Origin of the sequence: Kitasatospora sp. NPDC051853 (genome assembly GCF_044452665.1) — a bacterium.
GTDB lineage: Bacteria > Actinomycetota > Actinomycetes > Streptomycetales > Streptomycetaceae > Kitasatospora.
The window spans coordinates 241,691-263,797 of the sequence record NZ_JBITBY010000005.1; the positions used below are offsets into that span (position 1 = coordinate 241,691).

Here is a 22,107-nt window from a genome sequence, read left to right on the forward strand (position 1 = left end):
CCCTCGGAGGAAGATCGGTGGTGTGACCGACACTCCCGCCGACACCCCCTCCGCCGCCGCCCCGGGCCCCGTCCACGTCGTGCGCGTGGGCGCCCGGACCGTCCCGGTGGCCGACCGCGCCATCGCCGACGAGATCACCGCCCTCTGGAACAGCCAGGTCGGCGAGGGCGCCCCGGCCCGCGCGTACGCCCGCGTCGTGCAACAGGTCGACCGCTGGACGGATCCCGGCCCGGTCTGGGATCGCGTCCCGGACTGCCGGACGGTCCACTCCCGCCGGGCCACCGTCGAGCCGGACGGTTCGCTCAAGGGCGAGCGGACCACGCAGGCCCTGCGCTGGGAGTTCGAGCCGGGCGCCTACACCACCCAGCCCTGCCGCTACCGGGTGGAGCGGCAGCCCGGCGGCCGCTTCGAGGTCGAGGCCCAGGGCACCGACCCCGTCGAGGTGGCGGCCGGATTCGAGGCGGCCCTCACCGAGGCCCGCGAGCACCTCTCCTGACGGAGCGGCGGCCGACCCGGCGTCAGGAGGCCACCCGCGCCCGGCGGTCCAGGGTGGCGAGCGCCGTGTTGGCGACCACCAGTACCGCGAAGGCGGTGGCGCACCGCGCCGAACCCACCGCGTAGTACGCCGCCGCGGCAGCGCCGAACACCACGGCCTTGACGGCCAGCACCCCCGCCACCGGCAGGGCTATCCGGGCCTTCGGAGCGGCGAACAGCCCCCACAGCACCGCCGCCGCACCGGGCAGCAGGACGGCCGCGAGCACCCCGACCACCGCGTTCGGCGCCACGTGCCATCCCCACCAGCCCAGCAGCACGAGGGCGGCCAGCTCCAGCAGGAAGGCCAGGGTCTCGTTCACCAGGCGGAGCGGAACGGGAAGCTTCATCGGGGGCCCTTCGGATCGGATCGCGTGCGGGAGCGCAGGTGTGCGGGTGTGCGGGTGTGCGGGTGTGCGGGCCCATGGAAGCACTTCGGCGCCCTGCCGTCCCCGACTTTCACACCGGGTCCACTTTCCGGCGACTCCACCCGCCGCCACCACACCCGCCGGTGCCCCCGGCCCGCCGAAGACCCCGCCCCCGCTCCCCCGCCGGAGGTTCCGAGGACGGGGTCCCGACTGTGTCACATCCCAGCAGGCGTGCCCCCGGAAGCCGTCTGCGGCGACCTCCGGAGGCATGCCCGTTCATCCTCGGCCGGATCGCTGCCCGGAACGTCAGCTCAGCGGACGGCAGAGCAGCACGTCGGGCACCCCGCCGTGGCTCCAGCGCCAGGTGTAGCCGACCCCGGCCAGGTACTCGCCGTCGCCGCACTGGCCCTTGTAGTAGCCGGGCGCCCAGTCGCTGCCGGTGGAACCGCCGGTGGCGGGCCGGTTGTCGCCGCGGTCGAACCAGACGTTGCGGCCGTTGAGCGGCAGTGCCCGCGAGGCGGGGGCGCAGAGCAGGGCGGCCATCGCGTTGCCGTTGACGGCGTACCCGGTGGCGAAGGTGTTGTCGGGGCACTGGAGCTTGTTGTAACCGGAGGCCCAGTCACCGTGGTTGACGAACCGTTCGTCGGTGACGACGGTCCACCCGGCCCCGGCCGCGGTGCCGGGCTGCCCGGCGTCCGTGCACAGGCCCCGGGAGTCGCTGCGGCCCAGCCCGGTCAGGCGGCGGCCGTCGGGGCAGGTGCCCTTGCGGTTGCCGCTGCTCCAGTCGCCGCGGGCGAGCATGGTCCGGGAGCGGTTCTGGTCGCCGAAGTCCAGGTTGAGCATGTTCCAGTGGTCGACCTGGGGGACGGCGCCGGTCCGGCCCGGGGCGTTGACCAGCTTGTTCCAGTCGGCACCGCGCCAGTCGGCGGGGTCGTTGACGGTGGTGGTGCGGCGGCCGGTGGCGTCGTAGTTGACCAGCGCCCAGTCGTCGTTGACCTCGCCGTTCGGCCTGGTCCAGCCGACCAGCGGCCACTGGGCGAAGTCGGTGTCGTTGCGGACCAGGATGTCGGTGAAGTTGCGCCACCAGGCCCGGTCCTTGGGGTCGGTGGAGCGGCTGCCGGCACCGAACTCGCTGATCCAGACCGGGGCGGTGAAGTGCTGGCCGGCCGTGGTGACGAACAGCGCCTGGTCGTTGACCACCTGGACCAGCTGCTCGGGCGTGAGGTCGCGGTACCGGGGGTCGTTGGTCTCGCCGTTCTGCCAACCGCCGGTCGCTCCGGTGTGGTTGGGGCCGGTGAAGCCGTAGAAGTGCGCGGAGTAGACCAGCTTCCCGGAGTCGATCAGGGTGTTGGAGAGGGTGCGGACCGGGGTGAGGGTCGGGCGGCCGTGGCTGAACATCCCCTGCGGGATGCCCTGCCAGTTGATGCCCTCCATCACGATCAGCATGTCCGGGGCCGTCTGGAGGATCCGGTTGCCCGCCTCCTCCAGCGCCTTGTAGAGGTCGTGGTCGTTGCCCCAGCCCCAGTTGGGGTCGTCCCAGGTGTCGCGGCGGACCTCGTTGCGCAGGTCGGCGCCGACCACCCGCTTGTCGTTCTTGTACCGGTCGACCAGGAACACCCAGTCGTCGATCCACTGCTGGGTGGACTGGCCGCTGTTCCAGCGCTCGCTGCCGTCCAGGCCGCAGCAGAACCGGTAGCTGGTGGTGTGGTTGTTGAGGACCACCGCGAACCCGTCCGCGGTGAGCGCGGCGACCACCGCGTCGTACACCTGGAGCGGTGTGCGGCCCCGGAGTTCGGGGTTGGCGGCGACCGCCGCGTCCGGGACGGGGACGGAGTCGTGGAGCATCGCGTTGGCGAACGGCAGCCGGATGCTGTTGATGCCGAGCTCGTGGAAGTCGGCCAGGATCCGGCTGATCGGGGTGCGGTCCAGGCCGAGCGGGATGTTGTCCGACTTCTGGTCGGCCTGGTGGTTGGTCACGTCGTTGACGTCGCCGCTGCCCTCGTACGTGCCCTGGGCCCCGGCCCAGTTGCCCGACTTGAGCTTGAAGCGGTTGCCCCCGGCGTCGACCACGTACCGGCCCCGGGTGCTCAGCGGGCCGGTCCAGGAGGCGGCGAGCTGGGGCCCCGTCAGCACGGCGGGGGCCGTCGCCGGGGCCGCTGCCGGGGCGGCCGCCGGGACGGCTGCCGAGGCCGCGCCCGGGACGGTGACCAGCAGCAGGGAGGCGGTGGCGAGCGCGGCCGGCAGGCCGCGTGCGCCGCGGAGGGTTCTGGTGGATCGCATGGCGAATCTCCAGGAGGGTGGGGTGAGTTGGAGTGGTGCTGCCCCGGGGACCGCCGCCCACGCGCGGCCCCGGGAGAACGGGGAGGGCCTCAGCCCTCGGGACCACCGGACACGATGGGGAACATCACCACCGGCGGCCGGGCAGGTCGACGGTCCGGGAGGTCAGGAAGGAGACCCCGTCGGCCGGGCTGCGCTCCGTGTGCACTCATCTCGCATCCTTGAGGGTGGGGGTACGGGGTGCATCGGTGAGGGGCGTGGCGGTGCGTCGGCTCCGCCGCGCGGGCGGGCCGGTGGTGCGGATGGTGCAGGTGGTGCGGGTGGTTCCGCTTACGGGAACAGCGCCTGGATGCCCAGGACGGCGGCTCCGCGCGCCCAGTCCTCCCAGGGGAGCGGACGCAGGGTCAGGGGGCAGTTCGCCGCGGCCTTGAAGGTGTGCGCGGCGTAGGCCTCCTTGATGTGGGCGCCGAGCAGGTCGTAGGCGTCGAGGCCCTCGCCGGTGACCACGACGCGCTCGGGGCCGAACAGGTTGACCAGGGTGGCGATGCCGGTGCCGATCGCCCGTCCGGCGCGGGCGAAGGCCTCGCGGGCGGCGGGGTCGCCGCCGCGCGCGAGGTCGACGGCGCCGTCGAAGTCCAGCTCCGCGAGGCCGGTGGCGTGGCGGACCCGGGCCAGGATCGCGCTGCTGGAGGCGGCCGCCTCCACGCAGCCGGTCTGGCCGCAGTGGCAGCGCGGGCCGTTCGGGTCGATGCTGATGTGGCCCACCTCCCCGGCCACGCCGTAGGCCCCGGCGATCAGGCGGCCGTTGACGACCAGTCCGGAACCGATGCCCGCGCCGATGGTGACCAGCGCGAAGTGCTCGGTGCCGATGCCCTCGCCGAACCAGTGCTCGGCGGAGGTGATCGCCTTGACGTCGTTCTCCACGATGACGTTGAAGCCGGTCCGTTCCGCCACCAGGTCGGCGAGCGGGACGTCCTGCCAGCCCGGCAGCACGGAGTAGCGGACCCGGCCGGCGGGTCGGTCCACGTCGCCGGAGACCGCGATGCCGAGGTGGCGGATGCGCTTGCGGAGGCCGGGGTCGCGGCTGAGCAGCAGCTCGACGGAGTCGCAGATCAGCGCGCAGACGGCGGCCGGGCTGCGGTCCGCGCCGAGGCGGCGGCCGGTGGTGGCCCGGACGCCGGCCCGCAGGTCGCAGACCACGGCGTAGAGCGCGTCGGCGCTGACCTTGACGCCGAGGAAGAACTCCCGGTCGACGGTGACGGCGAGCGGGTTGACCGGGCGGCCGGCCCCGGGGGCGGTGCGCTCCGGGGGGAGTTCGTGCAGGTAGCCGTCGTCGATCAGGGGCCGGGCCGCCTTGGTGATCGCGGTTCCCGACAGCCCGACGCGACGGGCCAGCTCGACCCGGCTGAGCGGCCCTTCGGCCAACAGCAGGGCGAGGATGGCGGTTTCGGCCGGCGCGGTGACCAACGGCTGGGTGTGGGTGGGGAACACGGGAGCAATGTAGCGACGAATAAATAACTTCGTCCAGTATTGATTTCAGGCCACCCCGCCCCTACCTTCCCCGGTGCTTGCGATAGTTGACGCATCATCAACTCAGGCAAATAAATAACTTCTTCATGTATTGATTCCCTCTCGGCTCCTCCCTACGCTCGGGGCACCGCGCCCACCGCCGCCCTCGGGGAGAACCACCGTGCCTGCGCCGCCGTCCGCCGTCTCCTTCGACCCCGCCGCCGGCCTCGCCGTCCTCACCACCCCCACCACCCGCTACGCCGTCCGGATCGGCACCGACGGCAGCCCGCGCCACCTCTACTGGGGCCCCGCGGAGGGCTTCTCCGCCGACCTGCCGCTCCCGGTCTCCCCCGCGGACAGCAGCTTCGAGGCCGACGCGGCCGCCGACGAACTCGCCCCGCAGACCGGCGCCCGCTTCGGCCCGGCCGGCCTCCAGGTCCGCTTCGCCGACGGTGTCCAGGGCGCCCAGTGGCACTTCGCCGGCCACACCCTCACCGACGACGAGCTCCGCCTGCGCCTGACCGACCGTCACTACCCGCTGGCCGCCGAGCTCTGCTACCGCGTCCGCCCCGGCAGCGACGTCATCGAACGCTGGACCGAGCTCACCCACACCGGCACCCCCGCCCCGGTGGACACCTCCCCCGCCGACACCGCCCCCGCTTCCGCCTCCGCCTCCGCCGCCACCGGCCCCATCACCGTCACCCGCCTCGACTCCGCCTCCTGGACCGCGCCCCCGCTCGCCGACTACCGCCTCAGCCACCTGGTCGGCGGCTGGAACAGCGAGTTCCAGCTCCAACGCGACCGCCTCCCCGTCGCCGAGACCGTCCTCACCAGCCGCCGCGGCCTCACCGGCCACCACGCCGCCCCCTGGCTGGCCCTCGACGACGGCACCGCCACCGAGGAGTACGGCGAGGTCTGGAGCACCGCCCTGGCCTGGAGCGGGAGTTGGCGGATCACCGTGCACCGCGACCCGGTCGGCCGCACCACCTGGACCGGCGGCTTCGGCCACGAGGGCCTGAGCTGGACCCTGCGCCCCGGTGAGACCCTGCACTCCCCCGTCTTCGCCGGCCTCCACTCCACCGGCGGCTTCGGCGGTGCCAGCCGCGCCTGGCACGCCCACGTCCGCGCCCACGTCCTTCCCACCCCCGACCGCGACCTCCCCGTCCTCTACAACTCCTGGGAGGCGACCGGCTTCGAGGTCGAGGAGAAGGGCCAGTTCCGGCTGGCCGAGCTCGCCGCCCGGCTCGGTGCCGAGCTGTTCGTCCTGGACGACGGCTGGTTCGGCTCCCGCACCGACGACCGCTCCGGCCTCGGCGACTGGACGCCCCGCCCCGCCGCCTTCCCCCACGGCCTGCGCCCGCTCTCCGACCACGTCCGCGGCCTCGGCATGGAGTTCGGCCTCTGGGTCGAGCCGGAGATGGTCAACACCGACAGCGACCTCTACCGCGCCCACCCCGACTGGGTGCTCCACTCCCCCACCCGCGAGGCCACCGAACTCCGCCACCAGCTCGTCCTCGACCTCTCCCGCCCCGAGGTCGAGGCCTGGGTCCACCGCACCCTGGACGGGCTGGTCACCGAGCACGGCGTCGACTGGTTCAAGTGGGACGCCAACCGCCCCTTCACCGAGGCCGGCCGGGTCGGCACCCCCGGTCCCGCCCCCGCCCTCGACCCCGACCGGCTCTGGATCGAGCACACCCGCGCCGTCCACCGCATCATGGACCGCCTGCGCGCCGACCGCCCCGGCCTGCGGATCGAGGCCTGCGCGGGTGGTGGCGGTCGGGTCGACCTCGCCGTGCTGGCCCGCACCGACCAGGCCTGGACCTCCGACAACACCGACCCGGTCGACCGGATCACCATCCAGCACGGCTTCAGCCAGCTGCTCCCCGCCCGGGCCATGGCCGCCTGGGTCACCGACAGCCCGAACGTCACCACCGGCCGCACCACCCCGCTGCGCTTCCGCTTCCACGTCGCGATGGCCGGCGCCCTCGGCCTCGGCGGCGACCTCACCCGCTGGACCGACGCCGAACTGGCCGAGGCCGCCGGGCTGGTGACGCAGTACAAGGAGATCCGCGCCCTGGTCCAGCACGGCCACCAGTACCGCCTGACCGGCCCCGGCGGCCTCTCCGCCGTCCACCACACCTCGCCGGACGGCCGTGATCACGCCCTGCTGGCCTGGCGCCCGAACGCCCGCTTCGGCCACCGGCCCGCACCCCTCCCCCTGCCCGCCCTGGCCCCCGACGCCCGCTACCGTGACCTGGACACCGGCCAGGTGCACCACGGCTCGACCCTGCGACGGCACGGCCTCGACCTCCGCCTCCCCGACGGCGACCACGCCAGCCGGCTGACCCGGCTCACCCGCCTCCCCTCCTGAACACCCCTGCCCTCAGCCAACTCGACACTCCCACCCGGAAGACCGCACATGAACACCCGCAAGCTCCTGGTCGTCGGCATCGACGGCGTCCGCCTCGACCTGCTGCCCGACCTGCACACCCCCCGCCTCGACGAGGTGGCCTCCGCCGGCTTCCTCGGCCGGGTGGAGATCGACGCCACCACCCCGACCATGTCCGGCCCCTGCTGGACCACCATCGTCACCGGCGTCTCGGTGGCCAAGCACGGCGTCTGGGGCAACCGCCTCGACGGCAACCGGCTCGACGTCTTCCCCGACTTCACCACCCGCCTCGCCGTCGGCCACGGCCTGCGCACCCTGGCCGCCGGCGGCTGGACCCCGCTCTTCCTGGCCCGCGACGGCGGCCCGCTCTTCCTCGCCCCCAGCCGTCTCACCTACATCGGGCCCAGCGCCGACACGCCCGCCGCCTGGGAGCAGTGCGACCGCGAGGTGGCCGCCGACGCCGCCCGCACCCTCGCCGAGACGGCCGAACTCGACGCCGCCTTCGTCTACTTGGGCGCGGTGGACGAGACCGCGCACTTCCTCGGCTGCGGCCCCGAGTACCGCGCCTCGATCGAGACCGCCGACCGCCACCTCGGCAGCCTCCTCGACGCCCTCCGCAGCCGCCCCGGCCACGCCGCCGAGGAGTGGACCGTCATCGTCGTCACCGACCACGGCCACCGCGACGAGGGCGGCCACGGCGGCCGCTCCGCCCTGGAGACCACCGCCTGGATCGCCGCCCGCGGCCCCGGCATCCCGCCCGGCGCCCCGGCCCCGTCCGGACTCCGCCACGCGGACGTCGCCGCGCACGCATACACCGCCCTGGGCATCCCGATCGACCCGCACTGGTCCCTCGACGGACGGCCCTTCACCACCCCCGCCGCCGTTCCCGCCCGAGAGGCGGTCTGAGACGTCCTCAGGAACCGCCGCGCCACCAGGTCGTGCTACTCCCCGGGCTTCTTCCAGAGCACGTACCTGAAGTTCCAGACGTGCATGTGCATCGCGCCGGTCCCGCTCCAGGCGAGCGTCCCGTACCGTCCGTCCCCGGTCTGCACGCACCAGACGTCCTTGGCCACACCGGCCCCCGGGAACTCCTCGTAGAGCCTGGTCCCCCAGGAGTCCCCGGGCAGTGAACCGCACCCGGCGAGCGAGGGGTCGTCCGAGGAGGTCCACCGTGCGGCCCTGGCCCCGTTGACGGCCGTGAGACCGTACTTACCGCCCTCGACCCGCAGGTCCGCCGCCTTGTCACCGTCCGCGACCTCCTCGTCCCGGCCTCCGTCCAGGTCGGCGCGCGTGTGGTCCTTGGTGAACAGATTCGACGGCGACAACGCGACGGCGCCCGTGATAAACGGCACCTGGCCCGCCTGGGCGTCGCTGACCACGATCGTCGAGTCCGTCCCCGGCTCGGCGGTGATGGTGATCTTCCGCTCCTCGATCTCCTGGACGAACTTGCCGTTCATCGCAACGACGATCTTGCGATTCGTGGTGATCCTGAAGACGCTGGTCCGCTGCACCCCGTCGATGACCTGATTGACCAACAGCAGGGTGGCGCTCTCCTCCTCCTTCTTCCCCTGCGACGCCTTGCGGATCTCCGCCACCTTCTTCTCGAGCTGGTCCACGCCCCACACCCCGGCCAACGCGACCACCCCCACCGGCGGGTTCTGCGCCCCCTGCTGGGTGGCCAGCTTCACCAACGCGCCCTTCACGATCTGCAGCACGACCGGCGTCACAGGACTCTGCGCCACCTTCTGCACCACCGGATTCGCCTCGATCCCCGCGCACCCGGTCGTGACCATCGCGAGCGCCAACGCCACGGTCGCCACACCTCTTCGCATACCGAACCCCCCACGAGTCCGCCCTCCGAACGGAGGGACATGCCCCTGCGATATCCGGAACCAACACCTCCCAAACACCTTTCCTTCAAAGGGAGTTCACTGCGCTCAGAGGGCGTCCATCCTGTCGCTCAATCCCGATTCGCCAGGTTGACGGTGGTTCATGAGTCGGCCAAGCGTTCTCTCGACCGTCCATCGACATGGGAGAACAGCGAATCCCCTGGCAATGGGGTCGCGGCGGACGATGTGCATGTCGATGCCGAAGGTGGTGGCGACGTTCAGGCACGATGACGAACTACCCGGCCAGGCCGGGCACGCGGACCAGCGCTCGAGGCGGACGGGGCACACAACCGGCGCCTTGGGACGAATGGGCCGCGATCACCCTGATGACCCGTCGGCTCGCCCGACAGCAGTCGCGCCTCGACCTGGCCGTCACGGCCGCTGCATGAGCCCGTCGGGCACCGGTCACTCCACCGAGGCGTCGTAGAGGACCGCTTCCTCCGGGACCCATGGGAAGTGGACCCACGGATACCTGGCGGACGAGGCGTCACCCGGATCGAACGCGAGCACCGCGTCGATGAACGGCGTGGGCGGCCGGTACCCGTGGTCGATGACGTAGTGGCCGATCAGCGTTGGCGCGGCGAAGGCGCTTCCCGGTTTGAAAGGGATGCGGATCTCGCCGGTGCCCACGCTGCTTCGCTGATGACCTGGCAGCGGCTCGTAGGAGCTCATGTCCAGGGATGGGCAGAACTCGCACTCGTGGAGGCCCATCATCTCGTTGACGGCCTGAACGTCGAGCACCGCCGTGAGGCTCTCCAGGAACGCTGACGGAACAGGACCACCGATCCACGGCTGATCGCCCGACAGCCAGCCGACGTTCAGGCGCTCGTACGCAGGCTCGAACGTCAGGAACCGGTAGCCCGTGGTCTTGTCGGTGAAGGAATCCCCGCGACTCCAGTACGAATAGGGACTCATGTCCTCGTAGAACGTCACTGCCAGTTCCTATCACCACGGAGCAGGTGATCCGTGGTGATCATCATGCGGAAGACTGTGTGCGTGACGCTTCCTACTCCGCTTGCCGCTGTTGAAGAGATCTACGATCACCTCATTGATCAACTCAACCTCGCCCTGCGCCGACCCGGGATGTTCGGGGGCGAGGTGGCTCTCCGGATCCTGATTGACCACGTGCTGTTCGTCGAGCGCCAGCCCGAGGCGTGGAACCAGCTGAAGCAGGGTTGGGAAGAGCAGGGGCTCTGGACCCCCATCGGCCCCAGCGGGGCCTTCCAGGATGTCTTCCCCACGCAGGCCGACTGCTACGAAGTCGCCTCGGTGTACGGGGAGTTCGCGCACCGGCGCGGCTGGCTCAAGCCCGATCGGGTTCTCACTGGTGAGGAGTACGAAGCCCTCACGGGCCGAGTCCGGGGATGGGCCGCGGTTGACCGCACCTGGGCCGACGTGACGGCGGAGTTCGGCTCTCCCTCTGTGCTGTTCGGAGGGAACAACCCTCTGTACGGGAAGACACTCGGGTACCTTCCGGCGGATCCGCAGCAGCCGATGGTGGTCTTCCACCTGTGGAACGGCAGCGAACCGGGGGCCGAGCCGTGGCCACCCGAGCATGCGCAACCGTTGCTCCTCGCAGTGCGTTTCGGCGGCGGACCGTTCCGCGCATCGTTGACCTTCACCCCCGAGGGCGAGCGGAGAAGGCCGACGCTCGGGGATGCTTGCCTGCCGCGGTAGTGGGTCCGCCGGCGAGCACAGGTCACTCACACGAGGATTTCCAGGACAACGGACCCGCCCCCACTACGACGTGGGCCTGTTCCTGGCCACCGGCGAGTCCTACCGCAGACCGGCCCAGCACAAGGTCGGCACCAAGCCACGCCGGGCAGGTTGACCAGCCGAAACTCTTGTCGGAGCCGCTCCGTATGCTGCCGCCCATGAGCATGAACGGCGAGTACCTGCGCGTCACACCTGGAGAGTTGGCCCGAGCCCTGGAGGACCCCGAGTGGGCCCTGGACTTCGCCTCCGACGTTCAGGACCAGGAGGACGAGGAGACGGCACCCGCCGATGCGCGGCACTTCACCACGCACCAGACCTGGAACCTGCTGGGGTTCTTGCTCAAGCGGTCGGACTTCCCGGTCGACATCGTCTTCGGTGAGGAACTCATCCCCGAGGCCGACGACTGGGGCTACGAGCCGCCGCGGTACCTCACCGTTGACCGGGTGCGGCTGGCCGCCGACAGCCTGAACCGGATGACCTACGACGATCTGATCCACGGCGTCGACCACAACGAACTCACCGCAGCCGAGGTCTATCCCCAGATCTGGGACTCGCCGACCTCCCTGGAATGGGCCCGCGACCTGCTTGTACCTCTGACCGAGTTCTTCCAGGCCGCAGCCTCCGCCGAGCACGCCATGGTGATCTGGCTCGACTGACCTCCCACAACGGGGACGTCAAACGGCAAGCTGACGGAGGGTCGACTACCCTCACCGGGTGCAGCGCACCGACTTCACCGACGCCGACGGCACCTGGGCCGGGCTGTCCCTCGACGTGCGGGACCGCCCGGCCCCGGGGCTGTGCGTCTTCAGCGCCGACTCCCGGATCCTCCTCACCCAGGCCTCCCGCCCCGTCCTGTTCGCCGCCGTCGAGGGACTCGAAGGCGTCGACTTCTGGCGCACCGACGCCTACCGCTCCGTCCTGCCACCCCTGCGCGCCGACACCGCCCGCGCCGTGGCCGGCGACCCCGCGCGCTGGGCCCACCGCTTCGCGCACCACCTCGCCGACCCGTCGGAGAGCCCGCTGCACGACGGCCGCTGGCTGCTCACCCCCGACTGCCCGCTCCCGCGCCGGCGTCCCGCCGTCCTCTCCCACCGCGAGTACTGGTCCGACCTGCTCGCCGAGGGCCACCCGGACGGTTACCTGGACTGGTACGCCCACTCGGGCTCCTGGGAGGTCGTCCCGCTCCGCCCGATGCCCGGCGCCGACGACAGCCGGGTCAAGGCCTACCGCAAGCAGGCCCGCGAGGGGACCCTCCCGCCCGTCCTCCTCTGGTGGGTCAGCGGCCTGGACAGCCACCTCGTCCTCGACGGCCACGCCCGCCTGGCCGCCGCCGTCGCCGAGTCCGTCGAGCCCCCGCTGCTCCAACTCCACCGCACCACCCCGCCCGACGACCGAGCCGCCCGCACCGAGGAAGCCGTCACCGCCTACCAGGACACCCTCACCCGCTTCGCCAACCTCCGCACCCTCCACGGCCCCGCCGTCCCCGACGGCGCCACCCCGGCCGGAGCCGAACTCGCCCGCCGCCTCCACACCCTCGACACCGCCGAACGCCCCACCTGGTCCTGGCCCCTCCCCGGCGGCACCCCGCGCTGGACCGAACTCGCCACCCGAGCCACCGCCGGCCGCCCCTGGCCCCCTTGACCGGCCTGACCGGCCTGACCGGTCGTCAATCCTCCAGCCCACCGGGCCCACTCCCGCGCCCACACCTGCCGGCTGACCTGCCACGGTGCCCGACAGCGCCCGCCACTATCCTGCGACCATGTCGAATCGAGCGGCCACGGCCGGAATCGGGCTCGCGCGGGTACTGGCCCACTGCGGCGGGGACCTGGCCGCGGCCGTGCACCACCTGGCCGGCGCCATCGCCGCCGCCCCCGGGGCGCCCGAGGCGTACGCGGCGCTCGCCGAGCTCCGGGAGGAGCGGCGTGCGGATCTGGCCGAACTCCTCCGCGGCGGCGGCTCCCTGCGGACGGTGCTGGCCCACTCCTACGTCAGCTTCCTCGAGGCGGACATGGACAACGCTGTGATGTCACTCGGCTCGGTCACGGGCGCGCAGCCCACCATCGCCTGGGCGGATGCGCCGTGGTTCACCGACCCGCGCTTCCTGGGCACGGTGAGCGCCGACGCACTCGCCGAGGCCGTGATGCGGACGACGGACCACGGTCATGCCTTGGACGCACCCGGCACCCGGGACAAGCTCCGTCCGTGGTTCGGCGCGATCGACGCCGTCTGTGCCCGTGAGCCGGTGGCCGAGGCGATGGCCAGAATGGCGATCTTCCTCCGGTCCTGCGGGCTCACCGACGCGTCGCTCGACCTGTGCGACCGCGCCGACTCCGTCGAGCGGACCATGCTGACGGAGGTCGTGCGGGCCGGTACCTGGCGCCGACTCGGAGACCCGGAGCGCGCCGCGGCGGCGTTCGGACGCGCCCTCACCCTCGACCCCACCAACTGGTCGCTCCACCTCGACCTGGCCGATCTCCGCGCCGAGCAGGGCGACTTCCCCGCCGCGGCCGACCTCGTGCTCCGGGGGCTCGCCCACGAGCCGGCCGAGGTCACCCTCCGCGCGGCCCGGGCCGCCTACAGCGCCCGGGCCACGGGTTCACCCGACGACCTGCGCGAACTCATCGCCCTGGCCCCGGACCTACCGAAGACCCCGTACCGGGACGTCCTCATCGACCACGCCTGTGCCGGCCCCGCGCTGCCCGCCGGGCTGATCGCCGAGGTCCGCCGCTTCCGGAGCGGCTGAGGCCGGGTTCCGGCGGTCGGACGCGGTTGCGGCCCGGTCGCGGCTCCGGGTGAGGTCAGCGTCGTGGGCCCGCCGTGGCGTACACGAGGGTGCCGGCCGTGAAGAGGGTCCAGGCCGTCCAGGCGGAGGCGGTGGGGGCCGGGTCGAGCACCAGCCAGCTCAGGACCTCGCCCGTGGTGCCGGGGGCGACGGGTGTGCAGAGGGTGACGGCGAGCCAGGCGGTGGGGAGGGTCCAGGCGTAGGCGGCGCCGCCGAGGACCGCGCCGAGGGCGGCGAGGCCGGCCAGGCCGGCGCTGTCGCGGAGCACCAGGGAGGGCGGGGCGAGGTCCGCGCCGGCCGCCCGGGCGGTGAGCAGGGCGGCGGCGGTGGCGGCGGCGATCAGCAGGACGTGTGCCGCCCGGCGGGGTGCCCAGCGGATGGCGGCGGTGCGGTCCAACTCGGCGTCCTGGCCCGCCAGTCCGACGCTGCCGGCTGCCACGCACGCGGTGAGGACCAGGGCGGCGACCGGGAGGTTCGGCGGGCCGTCGCCCCCGCGCGACAGCACCGACACCGCCGCCGCGAGGAGGCAGAGCAGCGCGGCCGAGAGCGGCACCTGACGGGAACGGGCGTACAGGGCGAGCCAGTTCACGAGCCCGCCTCCCCCGCCAGCAGTGACAGCGGCGAACCGGGTTCGCAGGTGAGGGAGTTGGCGCGTACCTCCGCGACCAGCGCCCGCTGCTGCTCCGGGGGCAGCGTCGCGAGCCTCGCCCGCCCCGCCTCCGCCCGGTCCCAGACCTGCCGCGTGTAGGCGTCCGCGCCGGGCCGCTCCAGCGGGACGAGGCGGGTGTCCCCGAGGGCCCAGGAGGCGAGGACGCTCTGCAGGGCCACGTTCTCCGTCCCGCCGCCCTCACGGTCGTTGTAGCCGTGGCAGTTCGGCGCCAGGCCCTGGCCGACCAGGGCGCGGGTCAGCTCGCGGCCGGTGGCGCCGGCGAGCAGCCGCTCGTCGAAGTCGACCAGCACCACCCCGGCCGAGAGGGCGCGCTGCTCGCCGAGCCCGCGCAGCCGGTTGTCCTCCGTCACCGCGCTCGGCGCCCGTTCCCCGAGCACCCCGCGCAGCACCTCCAGCGCCTCCCGGCCGCGCCGGGCCACCTCGGGCAGCCGGGCGCCGTTCGCCCTGGTCACACAGACCGGGCCGTCACAGACCGGACCCGCCGCGACCCGGTCCACCACGTAGCTGTCCCGCGCCTGTGCCGGGAGGACGGCCAGCGCCAGCGACGCCCCCGCCACCACCGGTGCCAGCGCCAGCAGCCGGGCGCGGCGGGAGGCCGCGGCCAGCAGCGCGAAGCCCGTGGCGAGCAGGCCGAGCAGCCAGAGCGCCTGGCCGAGGTGGACGGGGCCGGAGAGGGTCAGGAGCATCTCCCTCGGCTCCACGACCGCCGGGGAGAGCAGGGCGAGCCGGTTCGACACCAGGCCCTCCGGGACCTCGTGGTCGCCGGTGTGCCGCAGTAGGTTCACCGCCAGCAGGGCGAGCACCGTCACGGCGGGCGGGGTGAGCACGGAGGGCAGTGCCCGGGCGACCCCCATCCCGAACACGGCGCCGGCCGCCAGTGCCAGTGCCGCCACCAGCGAGATCGGCACCCATCCGAAGGTCGGGTACCGGCTCTCACCCGCCGCCACCTGGACGGCGCCGACCAGCACCAGCACTCCGAAGCAGGCGACCAGGGACAGCACCACCGCCCCGGCCGGAACCGCCGCCCGTTGCCAGGGAGTTCGCGGCGTGGTGGCCAGCAGTTCGGTCATCCGGGAGCGGGAGTCCCGCAGCCCGTGGAGCGCACCCAGGCCCACCACCAACGGCCACCAGAAGCCCAGCAGGTACCTGGTCCACATCGCCATCGAGGTCCACTGGGCCGTCCACCCGGCGGTGCCCCGCCACCACACCCCGTCGATCAGGAAGAAGACCGCCAGGCTCCCGGCCAGCACCAGCAGGCCGGGCCAGGGTGCGGCCGACCGCCGCAGCTCGATCCGCAGCATCCGCCCGTTCACCAACTACCCCCGCGCTGCTCGGAGTTAATGAGCAGGGCCGAGTAGCCGCGCTCCAAGGGGCTGTCCCCCGGATGGTCGGGCCCACCCGCCGCCGCCAGCTGGTCCGGCGTGCCCTGGAACACCAGGCGGCCGGCCGCGAAGAGCACCACGTCCGAGCAGGCGGCCGCGACGTCCTCCACCAAGTGGGTGGAGACCACCACGCAGGACTCCCGGCCCAACTCCTGGAGCAGTTCCCGGAACCGCAGCCGCTGCGCCGGGTCCAGCCCGGCCGTCGGCTCGTCCAGCAGCAGCACGTCCGGGTCGTTGACGATCGCCTGGGCGATGCCCGCCCGGCGCACCATGCCGCCGGAGAGGGTCTTCATCCGGTGGTCGGCGCGGTCCGCCAGGCCGACCCGTTCCACGGCCCGCTGGGCGGCACCGGGGATCTCGGCGGGCGGCACCTCCTTCAACCAGGCCATGTACTCGACGAACTCACGCACCGTGAAGCGCTTGTAGTAGCCGAACTCCTGCGGCAGGTAGCCGATCCGGCGGCGCAGCGCCCGGTGGTCGGTCCGCCCGCCGACCGGGCTGCCGAGCAGCTCCAGTTCGCCCCCGGCGGGGCGCAGCGCGGTGGCGAGGGCTCGGATCAGGGTGGTCTTGCCGGCGCCGTTGGGACCGAGCAGGCCGTGGGCGCCGGTGCCGAGGGAGAGGTCGAGGCCGTCGACGGCCATCTTCGTGCGCCCGGCCCTGACCCTGAGGCCGGTGGCCCGGATCTCCCAGGCGTAGGTCTTCGGCGCGATCTCGGCCGCGCTCGTCGGGGGTTTCATGTGCTGCGTGCCTTTCGAGGTCGGAGTCGGGGTCAGGTTTGGGGTCGGGTTCGGGTTCGGGTGGGTCTTCACCGCGTCGAGTACGCGTTCCGGCGCAGGGTGATCACCGCGGCCCCGAGGGCCAGCAGGGCGACCCAGAGCGGGAGTTGGTCCGTCCCGGGGACCAGGAGGGGGTGGCCGACGGCCGCGGCGGGCGCCAGCACGGCGAGTGCCCAGCCGCCCGCCAGGGCGGCGGCGGCGCGGGTCACGCCGACGAAGGTGCCCAGGCCCAGGGCGGCGGAGGTGAACGCCAGGGAGGGCAGCAGCCACTGAGCGGCCGCCATGGCCCCGGTCAGCCACCCCTCCAGCAGGAGCAGCGGCAGGACGAGGGCCAGCACCGCCGTGGTGCGGCGCAGCAGCAGGGGCAGTCCGGCCCGGGCGGTGGTGGCCGTGAGCTCGTGCGCCGGGTCGAGGGCGCTCGACCAGGAGGCCGCGACCGCGCCGAGCGGTAGCACGGGCGCGAGCAGCAGCAGCGGCGACACCCCGCCGAACAGGCCCGGCGGCCCGGCCCGGTCCAGCACCAGGGCGAGCGCGGTGACGGCGAAGGTCATCGCCAGCCACGGGGCCATCGCCGGGGTGAGCCAGGCCGAGGCCCGGCCCGGCCTCCGGCGGAGGGGGGCCGGTGCCGTCACCAACTCCGGTTCCAGACCGGCCCGTACGGTGTCCAGCAGCGCGGTGAGCTCCGGTGCCCCGGTGCTCACCGACGCCGCCAACCGGCCCCGGCACGGCGCACACCCTTCGAGGTGCGCCTCCAGCGCCCAGACCGTGTCGGCGGGCAGCTCCGTACCGCCCCGCGCGTAGTCGCCGATCAACTGCTCGGAGGCGTGCTCCACCTGCGCACCCTTGCGGTCCGCCCTCATGTCAGTGCCTTCCGCATCGCGATCCGGGCCCGGCGGGCACGGGTCTTGACCGTGCCTTCGGGCAGTCTGAGCAGCACCGCCGTCTCCCGGACCGTCAGCCCATCGAGCACCGTGGCCTGCAGCACCTCGCGCAGCTCCGGCGCCAGCCGCCGCAGGGCGTCGCCGACGTCACCGCCGACCGTCCCCGCGAGGGCCTCCTCCTCCGCGCCCGGCGCCGGTGTCCGCTCCGCGGCCGCCACCGGCGGCTCGGCGTGGTGCGCCCGGCGGCGGAAGGCGTCCACCAGCCGCCGCGCGGCGATGGTCCACAGCCACCCCACCGCCGACCCGCCCACCGCACTCCCGGTGAACGCCCCGGCCGCGCGCCACACCGCGAGGTACGTCTCCTGCATCACCTCGGCGACGATCTGCTCGTCGGCACAGCGCCGCCGCAGCCGCACCGCCAGCCACGGCGCGGTCCGCCGGTACAGCTCGTCGAAGGCGGCCCGCTCACCGCGCGCCACCAGCCGGACGAGGCGTTCCTCGTCCACCGTCTCCAGCGCCTCGGGCGCCCTCCTGCGTGATCTCACACCTGCCAGACGGCGGGAACCGCCCCCGGGTTCTCGAAATCAGGTGACCTGCGCCACACCACCCCGGCCGCGAACGGCGCCCTGACCCCTTCGGGTGGACCTGGCCGACACCTCGGCGTTGCATCCCGGCCGGGGACGGTGCGTGCACCTACGCTCCGGAGATGGACGACGCATGGACCGCAGAGCAGGCAGGCTGGTACCGGATCGGCCCCGGTGGCCATGAGTTCCTCGGGCTCGAACGGCCGGACGGCTCACCGCACTTGGACGGTGAGGGCCTGGTCCTGGAGCTGGGCCCCGGCGACACCGCCAGCTGGCACCCGGGCTCCACCCGCTCGGCGCCGACCGACGACGCCCCCGCGCGCACGATCCCCTGGGACCACTCCTACGACAACGACTGACCCCGCCGTGCCGCCGCAGGGGCCCCGGTCGGCTCCGGCCCGTGCGCGGCCCCGGCTCGTGCGCGGCGTCGGCCGTCAGCGGCCCGGGGCGGCGGACGGCAAGCCGTCGAGGACGCGGAAGGTGATGCCGGTCTTGAGCAGGCGGTCGATCAGGGGGCGGCCCATGGCGACCGCCGTGGTCAACTGGCCTGAGGTGGGCGGGAGTTCGTCGTAGGCGAGGCAGAGGGCGGATTCGGCGAGCATCTTGGCGGTCTCCTGGTAGCCGGGGTCGCCGCCGGAGACCTCGGCGAGGACGGCACGGCCGTCGTCCGTACGGGCCGCGAAGCGGACGGTGAACCAGTTCCGGGCCCGCTGCTGCTCGTTCGGGCCTTCGCCGGGCTTGCGCAGACTGCCCAGCAGCCGCCGCAGGGAGGGGAGTTGGGCGGCGACCGCGATGCCCGCGACCGCCGCGATGCCGCCGAGGGCGATCGGCAGGCGCTTCACCGCCGCGTAGTGCGTGTAGCCGAACTCCTCGCCGTACTCGGCCAGCCCCGCCGCCGACCGGGCGACCACCTGCGGGTCGATCGCGGGCATCGGCACCACCCAGGCCCGGGCCGGCACCGACCGCCGCACCCCGCCCATCGGGGTGTGGATCCGCCGCCCCTGCGGCCAGGGCTCCGCCGCGCGCCGCGCCTTCGCCGCACCGGCCATCGCCCGCGGCCGGGAGAAGGCGAGCAGCGCCGAGGCGAAGGTGCCGCCGGAGACGGTGCCGCCGACCCGGACGTAGCCCTCCACCGACAGGTGCCCCAACGGGCCGCCACGGCGCAGCAGTTCGTCCACCGTGAAGAGGACGCCGAGGTCGTGCGGGACGGAGTCGAAGCCGCAGGCGTGCACCAGGCGGGCGCCGCTGGCCACCGCCCGTTCGTGGTGGCGCAGGTACATCCGGTCGACGAACTCGGGCTCGCCGGTGAGGTCCACGTAGTCGGTGCCGCTCTCCGCGCACGCGGCCACCAGCGGCTCGCCGTGGCGCAGGTACGGGCCGACCGTGGAGATCACCACCCGGGCGGAGGCGGCGACTTCGCGCAGTGCCTCGCGGTCGGCCGCGTCGGCGACCAGCAGCGGCAGGTCCGCGCAGCGCGGGTCGATCTCGGCCAGCCGGGAGCGGACGGCCGCGAGCCTGCCCCGGTCGCGCCCGGCGAGGGCCCAGCGGCAGCCCTCGGGGGCGGCGGCGGCCAGGTACTCGGCGGTGAGTCCGCCGGTGAACCCGGTGGCGCCGAACAGGACGAGGTCGTACGGGCGCGGTTCGGCCATCAACGGTCCCTGCCTACCTACTCGCGGGTAATCGACTGCGCCACGCTAGGAGCCCGCCGTGGCGCTGTCAACGACCACGCCCGCGCGGCCACCCGGTCCACCGTCGGGGGCCCACCGGACGGCGGCTCAGCGGAGCAGCCGCGCGACGCAGCGGTCCCAGTCGACCAGCCCGCTCTCGGTCCCCGGCGGGACCACCCGGTGGGTGCGGGCGAGGAAGGCGGCGAGGTCCCTGGTCGGGGCCCGCAGCACGGCCGTGCCGTCCCCGGCGGGGCCGTGGAGCATGAGGAGGGTGGTCCGTCCGTCGACCGGCCTGATGTGCACGTCGCCGTCGCCGCTCGGGCCGACCAGACCCTCGGCCAGCAGGTCGCGGCCGAAGGCCCAGAAGACCGGGACCGGCTCCTTGGGGAAGTAGCAGCGGACCGCCCACGGGTCGCCCGTGCTGTAGTACAGCTCCACCGGCACGTCCGCGCGCCGCCCGATGTGGTGGCGCATCGCCGTCCGCGCCGTGATCAAGTCCGTCATCCACCGCTCTCCCCTCGTCCCCGCACCGGGCCCGGCACGTCCGGCATGCCCGGTACATCCGGCATATCCGGCACGTCCGATGTACGACATCTGGCATCCGACGTCCGTCCCGGCCGCCGGGGCGCGCCTGCCCCGTCATCGGCGGAACATGCCTCCGACGGCGGCCCGCCCCCGTGAGGAGGAGCGGTGGCGGGCCGCCGGGCGCCGTCAGCCGGCTGACGCCGTGTCGGCGAACGGGGTGCCGGAGGTGTCCGGCACGAGGGTGGCGGGGAGCGCGCCGAGCTGCTGGAGGACCGAGGTGCGGTCGTAGGCGTCCACGCCGCGCGCGATCCGCCCGTCCTCGGCGAACTCGAGCAGGCTCATCACGTAGAGGGAGAAGCGCTTGCCCCGGCTGGACTCCGGGAGGCAGAGGAACGGCTCCCGGAGGGTGGCGGTGTACTGCACGTGGGCCAGCGCGTGCGCGGGGCCGACCAGCACGTCCAGCGGGACGGCGTGGATGTCGGCGAAGAGGTCCCCCGCCCGCCGGAAGTACTCGTTCAACTCCCGGTGGCCGCGGTAGGAGTGGCCGAAGGCCTTGTCCTCGATCACCGCGTCCTCGGTGTAGTAGGCCATGGCGTCGCTCGGTGCCGTGGGCGAGTTCCACATCACCACCCAGCGCTCCACGAACGCCTTCCGCTCACCCTCGTCGAACTGCTGCTGCACGGGCTTCATCCCTTCCCTGGGCCGGTCGCCGTCCCGGGTGACCAGTGCCGGACCACCGAGGCCGTCACCAGGGGGTGCGCGAGCCCGGCCGGTGAACCGCTCAGGCTGACGGCGTTCCAGACGCTGGTGGCGACCCGGGCATCGGCGGCCGCGGCCCGCATCGTCGCCCCGAAGGCCCTTCCCAGCAGACGGGCCACGGCGGGGTGGGTCCCCGGGACCTGGGGCATGGCCCGGTCCGCCATGGTCGAGAAGAGCCATGGCAGCCGCACCGCCCGGGCGGCCTCCCGGTAGAACCGCCGCGGCAGGCCCTCCGGGCCGTCGGCCAGGCAGGTCTGCAAGGCCCTCGCCTCCAGCGCGGCGACCGTCATGCCAGCCCCGTAGATCGGGTTGAGGCTGCACACCGCGTCGCCGACCGAGACCAGGCCCTCGGGCACCCGGCGCAGCCGGTGGTACTCCCGGCGGACGCAGTCCGGGTACTTGAAGGAGGAGATCCCGGTGATCGCCTCGGCCGTCCCGAGTGCCTCCCGGGTGGCGGCGGGGAGCATGGCCCCGGCGAAGGCGAGGAACTCCTCCGGCGTCTCCGGAGGGTGGTTGCCCCGGCCGAACCCGTAGAGGGAGAGCACCCAGGCGTCGCCCTCCTGCTGGGTGAGGACCAGGCCGCGCGGGCGGGCCGGGGTCGCGCCGACCAGCACGCCCTTCGCCGCGCCCAGCCCGCCCGGGGGCACCCGGAAGCGGCGGCTGGCGTAGCCGACGTCGACGTGCAGGCGCTTCTCGGCCGGCGCCGGGTAGCCGAGCGACCTGAGCCAGGCCGCGCCGCGTCCGGCCCGCCCCATCGCGTCCACCACGAGGTCGGCCGCGAGGTCCTCGAAGGACCCGGCCGTCCCGGCCCGCGCCAGCCGTACGCCGCTCACCCGGACGCCACCCGCCCGGGCAGCGCTCGCCGGGGCACCGTCGGGGGTGACCGGCCCAGCGGTGACCGACTCGGCGGTGATCGGCCCGGCGGCCTCGAAGCCCTGCCGCAGGCTGACGTCGGGCAGGGCGGCGACCCGCTCGCGCAGCCGGTCCTCCAGGAACGGCCGGCTCACCTGGAGCACCCTGCCGAGCGGCACCTGCCGCAGCCGGGAGCCGAAGAAGACGATGTCGAGTTCGTCCAGCGCACCCGCGAACGTGCCGCCCCCGTCGACCAGTTCGGCGACGAAGCCGGGGAAGAAGCCGTCCAGCACCTCCGCCCCGGCGGCCGTCAGCGAGTGCACGTGCGCGCCCTGCGGGACGCCGCGCCGGACGGCGGGGGCTCCCGGGAAGGTGTCCCGCTCGACGAGGGTGACGCGCTCGAAGTGCCCGGAGAGCGCCCGGGCCGCGCACAGGCCGCCGATGCCCGCTCCGAGCACCACGGCGTGCCCCGTCCCCGAACGGCTGCCGCTCCGCACTGGGTCCACCGCCGCCTCCGATCGCCCGCCGATCGCCCGCCGCCTGCGGGAAG

The 22,107-nt window shown here is 73.7% G+C and carries 22 protein-coding genes and 1 pseudogene; 8 read left to right on the top strand and 15 right to left on the bottom strand.

The annotated features are described in order from the left end of the window. Window positions 1-22: 22 nt before the first annotated feature. Window positions 23-496, top strand: a complete 474-nt coding sequence (locus tag ACIA8O_RS16420; RefSeq protein ID WP_396294501.1) for a hypothetical protein — start codon at window positions 23-25, stop codon at window positions 494-496. A gap of 22 nt (window positions 497-518) precedes the next feature. Here the strand turns inward: ACIA8O_RS16420 and ACIA8O_RS16425 are convergent, their stop codons facing one another. From ACIA8O_RS16425 to ACIA8O_RS16435, 3 genes are all read right to left on the bottom strand, one after another. Further along, window positions 519-881: a YrdB family protein gene (locus ACIA8O_RS16425; protein ID WP_396294502.1), complete on the bottom strand. Its 363-nt coding sequence runs from the start codon at window positions 879-881 to the stop codon at window positions 519-521. A 324-nt stretch (window positions 882-1,205) separates the two neighbouring features. Continuing rightward, window positions 1,206-3,179 carry a glycoside hydrolase family 5 protein gene (locus ACIA8O_RS16430; protein ID WP_396294503.1) on the bottom strand — a complete coding sequence of 658 codons (1,974 nt, stop codon included), beginning with the start codon at window positions 3,177-3,179 and terminating at the stop codon, window positions 1,206-1,208. A 327-nt stretch (window positions 3,180-3,506) separates the two neighbouring features. Then, a complete protein-coding gene (locus tag ACIA8O_RS16435) occupies window positions 3,507-4,667 on the bottom strand; it encodes an ROK family protein (RefSeq protein WP_396294504.1) in 1,161 nt (386 codons plus the stop codon). A gap of 199 nt (window positions 4,668-4,866) precedes the next feature. Between ACIA8O_RS16435 and ACIA8O_RS16440 the strand changes: the two genes are divergently transcribed. Together ACIA8O_RS16440 and ACIA8O_RS16445 are read left to right on the top strand one after the other, a co-directional pair. After that, on the top strand, window positions 4,867-7,056 hold the full coding sequence (locus tag ACIA8O_RS16440) for an alpha-galactosidase (RefSeq protein WP_396294505.1): 2,190 nt from the start codon (window positions 4,867-4,869) through the stop codon (window positions 7,054-7,056). Between the two features lie 48 nt (window positions 7,057-7,104). Beyond that, window positions 7,105-7,980 (top strand): alkaline phosphatase family protein, encoded by an 876-nt coding sequence (locus ACIA8O_RS16445; protein WP_396294506.1) that lies wholly within the window; start codon window positions 7,105-7,107, stop codon window positions 7,978-7,980. Window positions 7,981-8,015: 35 nt separating this feature from the next. On the opposite strand, the gene ACIA8O_RS16450 is transcribed toward ACIA8O_RS16445, so the two are convergent. The 3 genes and pseudogenes from ACIA8O_RS16450 to ACIA8O_RS16460 form a co-directional block, all read right to left on the bottom strand. Continuing rightward, the gene (locus ACIA8O_RS16450) at window positions 8,016-8,885 is read right to left on the bottom strand and encodes a hypothetical protein (RefSeq protein ID WP_396294507.1); all 870 of its coding nucleotides are present in this window, start codon (window positions 8,883-8,885) and stop codon (window positions 8,016-8,018) included. Window positions 8,886-9,053: 168 nt separating this feature from the next. Further along, a pseudogene (locus ACIA8O_RS16455) lies at window positions 9,054-9,176 on the bottom strand (IS5/IS1182 family transposase); the annotation flags it as partial. A gap of 192 nt (window positions 9,177-9,368) precedes the next feature. Next, entirely contained in the window at window positions 9,369-9,896 is a 528-nt protein-coding gene (locus tag ACIA8O_RS16460) for a hypothetical protein (protein ID WP_396294508.1), read from the bottom strand. A 33-nt stretch (window positions 9,897-9,929) separates the two neighbouring features. Between ACIA8O_RS16460 and ACIA8O_RS16465 the strand changes: the two genes are divergently transcribed. The 4 genes from ACIA8O_RS16465 (at window position 9,930) to ACIA8O_RS16480 (ending at window position 13,422) form a co-directional block, all read left to right on the top strand. Further along, window positions 9,930-10,640, top strand: a complete 711-nt coding sequence (locus tag ACIA8O_RS16465; RefSeq protein WP_396294509.1) for a hypothetical protein — start codon at window positions 9,930-9,932, stop codon at window positions 10,638-10,640. A gap of 197 nt (window positions 10,641-10,837) precedes the next feature. Further along, a complete protein-coding gene (locus ACIA8O_RS16470; RefSeq protein ID WP_396294510.1) occupies window positions 10,838-11,335 on the top strand; it encodes a YfbM family protein in 498 nt (165 codons plus the stop codon). 58 nt (window positions 11,336-11,393) lie between these two features. Next, window positions 11,394-12,320, top strand: coding sequence for a hypothetical protein (locus ACIA8O_RS16475; RefSeq protein ID WP_396294511.1), 927 nt, complete (start codon window positions 11,394-11,396; stop codon window positions 12,318-12,320). 118 nt (window positions 12,321-12,438) lie between these two features. Further along, entirely contained in the window at window positions 12,439-13,422 is a 984-nt protein-coding gene (locus ACIA8O_RS16480) for a tetratricopeptide repeat protein (protein ID WP_396294512.1), read from the top strand. Between the two features lie 55 nt (window positions 13,423-13,477). On the opposite strand, the gene ACIA8O_RS16485 is transcribed toward ACIA8O_RS16480, so the two are convergent. The 5 genes from ACIA8O_RS16485 to ACIA8O_RS16505 form a co-directional block, all read right to left on the bottom strand. Beyond that, window positions 13,478-14,050, bottom strand: a complete 573-nt coding sequence (locus ACIA8O_RS16485; RefSeq protein ID WP_396294514.1) for a hypothetical protein — start codon at window positions 14,048-14,050, stop codon at window positions 13,478-13,480. Further along, the gene (locus ACIA8O_RS16490) at window positions 14,047-15,444 is read right to left on the bottom strand and encodes a hypothetical protein (protein WP_396294515.1); all 1,398 of its coding nucleotides are present in this window, start codon (window positions 15,442-15,444) and stop codon (window positions 14,047-14,049) included. Before ACIA8O_RS16490 ends, ACIA8O_RS16485 begins: the two co-directional genes overlap by 4 nt. After that, window positions 15,441-16,250, bottom strand: a complete 810-nt coding sequence (locus ACIA8O_RS16495; RefSeq protein ID WP_396294516.1) for an ABC transporter ATP-binding protein — start codon at window positions 16,248-16,250, stop codon at window positions 15,441-15,443. Before ACIA8O_RS16495 ends, ACIA8O_RS16490 begins: the two co-directional genes overlap by 4 nt. Before the next feature lie 68 nt (window positions 16,251-16,318). Further along, the gene (locus ACIA8O_RS16500; RefSeq protein WP_396294517.1) at window positions 16,319-17,149 is read right to left on the bottom strand and encodes a zf-HC2 domain-containing protein; all 831 of its coding nucleotides are present in this window, start codon (window positions 17,147-17,149) and stop codon (window positions 16,319-16,321) included. After that, window positions 17,146-17,715 (bottom strand): RNA polymerase sigma factor, encoded by a 570-nt coding sequence (locus ACIA8O_RS16505; RefSeq protein WP_396294518.1) that lies wholly within the window; start codon window positions 17,713-17,715, stop codon window positions 17,146-17,148. Before ACIA8O_RS16505 ends, ACIA8O_RS16500 begins: the two co-directional genes overlap by 4 nt. Window positions 17,716-17,876: 161 nt before the next feature. Here ACIA8O_RS16505 and ACIA8O_RS16510 point away from each other — a divergent pair, with 161 nt between their 5' ends. After that, window positions 17,877-18,113, top strand: coding sequence for a hypothetical protein (locus ACIA8O_RS16510; protein ID WP_396294519.1), 237 nt, complete (start codon window positions 17,877-17,879; stop codon window positions 18,111-18,113). Window positions 18,114-18,188: 75 nt separating this feature from the next. Here ACIA8O_RS16510 and ACIA8O_RS16515 read toward each other — a convergent pair whose 3' ends face one another. From ACIA8O_RS16515 to ACIA8O_RS16530, 4 genes are all read right to left on the bottom strand, one after another. Continuing rightward, window positions 18,189-19,403, bottom strand: coding sequence for a saccharopine dehydrogenase family protein (locus ACIA8O_RS16515; protein WP_396294520.1), 1,215 nt, complete (start codon window positions 19,401-19,403; stop codon window positions 18,189-18,191). A 126-nt stretch (window positions 19,404-19,529) separates the two neighbouring features. Next, window positions 19,530-19,925, bottom strand: a complete 396-nt coding sequence (locus ACIA8O_RS16520; protein ID WP_396294521.1) for an SsgA family sporulation/cell division regulator — start codon at window positions 19,923-19,925, stop codon at window positions 19,530-19,532. A gap of 207 nt (window positions 19,926-20,132) precedes the next feature. After that, a complete protein-coding gene (locus ACIA8O_RS16525; protein WP_396294522.1) occupies window positions 20,133-20,627 on the bottom strand; it encodes a nuclear transport factor 2 family protein in 495 nt (164 codons plus the stop codon). Between the two features lie 5 nt (window positions 20,628-20,632). Beyond that, entirely contained in the window at window positions 20,633-22,063 is a 1,431-nt protein-coding gene (locus tag ACIA8O_RS16530) for an NAD(P)/FAD-dependent oxidoreductase (RefSeq protein WP_396294523.1), read from the bottom strand. Window positions 22,064-22,107: the final 44 nt, after the last annotated feature.

Excerpts from the sequence above, each read along its gene's own strand:
- ACIA8O_RS16425 (WP_396294502.1), bottom strand. The coding sequence starts at position 881 with ATGAAGCTTCCCGTTCCGCTCCGCCTGGTGAACGAGACCCTGGCCTTC.
- ACIA8O_RS16430 (WP_396294503.1), bottom strand. The coding sequence starts at position 3,179 with ATGCGATCCACCAGAACCCTCCGCGGCGCACGCGGCCTGCCGGCCGCG.
- ACIA8O_RS16445 (WP_396294506.1), top strand. The coding sequence starts at position 7,105 with ATGAACACCCGCAAGCTCCTGGTCGTCGGCATCGACGGCGTCCGCCTC.
- ACIA8O_RS16470 (WP_396294510.1), top strand. The coding sequence starts at position 10,838 with ATGAGCATGAACGGCGAGTACCTGCGCGTCACACCTGGAGAGTTGGCC.
- ACIA8O_RS16480 (WP_396294512.1), top strand. The coding sequence starts at position 12,439 with ATGTCGAATCGAGCGGCCACGGCCGGAATCGGGCTCGCGCGGGTACTG.
- ACIA8O_RS16495 (WP_396294516.1), bottom strand. The coding sequence starts at position 16,250 with ATGAAACCCCCGACGAGCGCGGCCGAGATCGCGCCGAAGACCTACGCC.
- ACIA8O_RS16500 (WP_396294517.1), bottom strand. The coding sequence starts at position 17,149 with ATGAGGGCGGACCGCAAGGGTGCGCAGGTGGAGCACGCCTCCGAGCAG.
- ACIA8O_RS16510 (WP_396294519.1), top strand. The coding sequence starts at position 17,877 with ATGGACGACGCATGGACCGCAGAGCAGGCAGGCTGGTACCGGATCGGC.
- ACIA8O_RS16515 (WP_396294520.1), bottom strand. The coding sequence starts at position 19,403 with ATGGCCGAACCGCGCCCGTACGACCTCGTCCTGTTCGGCGCCACCGGG.
- ACIA8O_RS16520 (WP_396294521.1), bottom strand. The coding sequence starts at position 19,925 with ATGACGGACTTGATCACGGCGCGGACGGCGATGCGCCACCACATCGGG.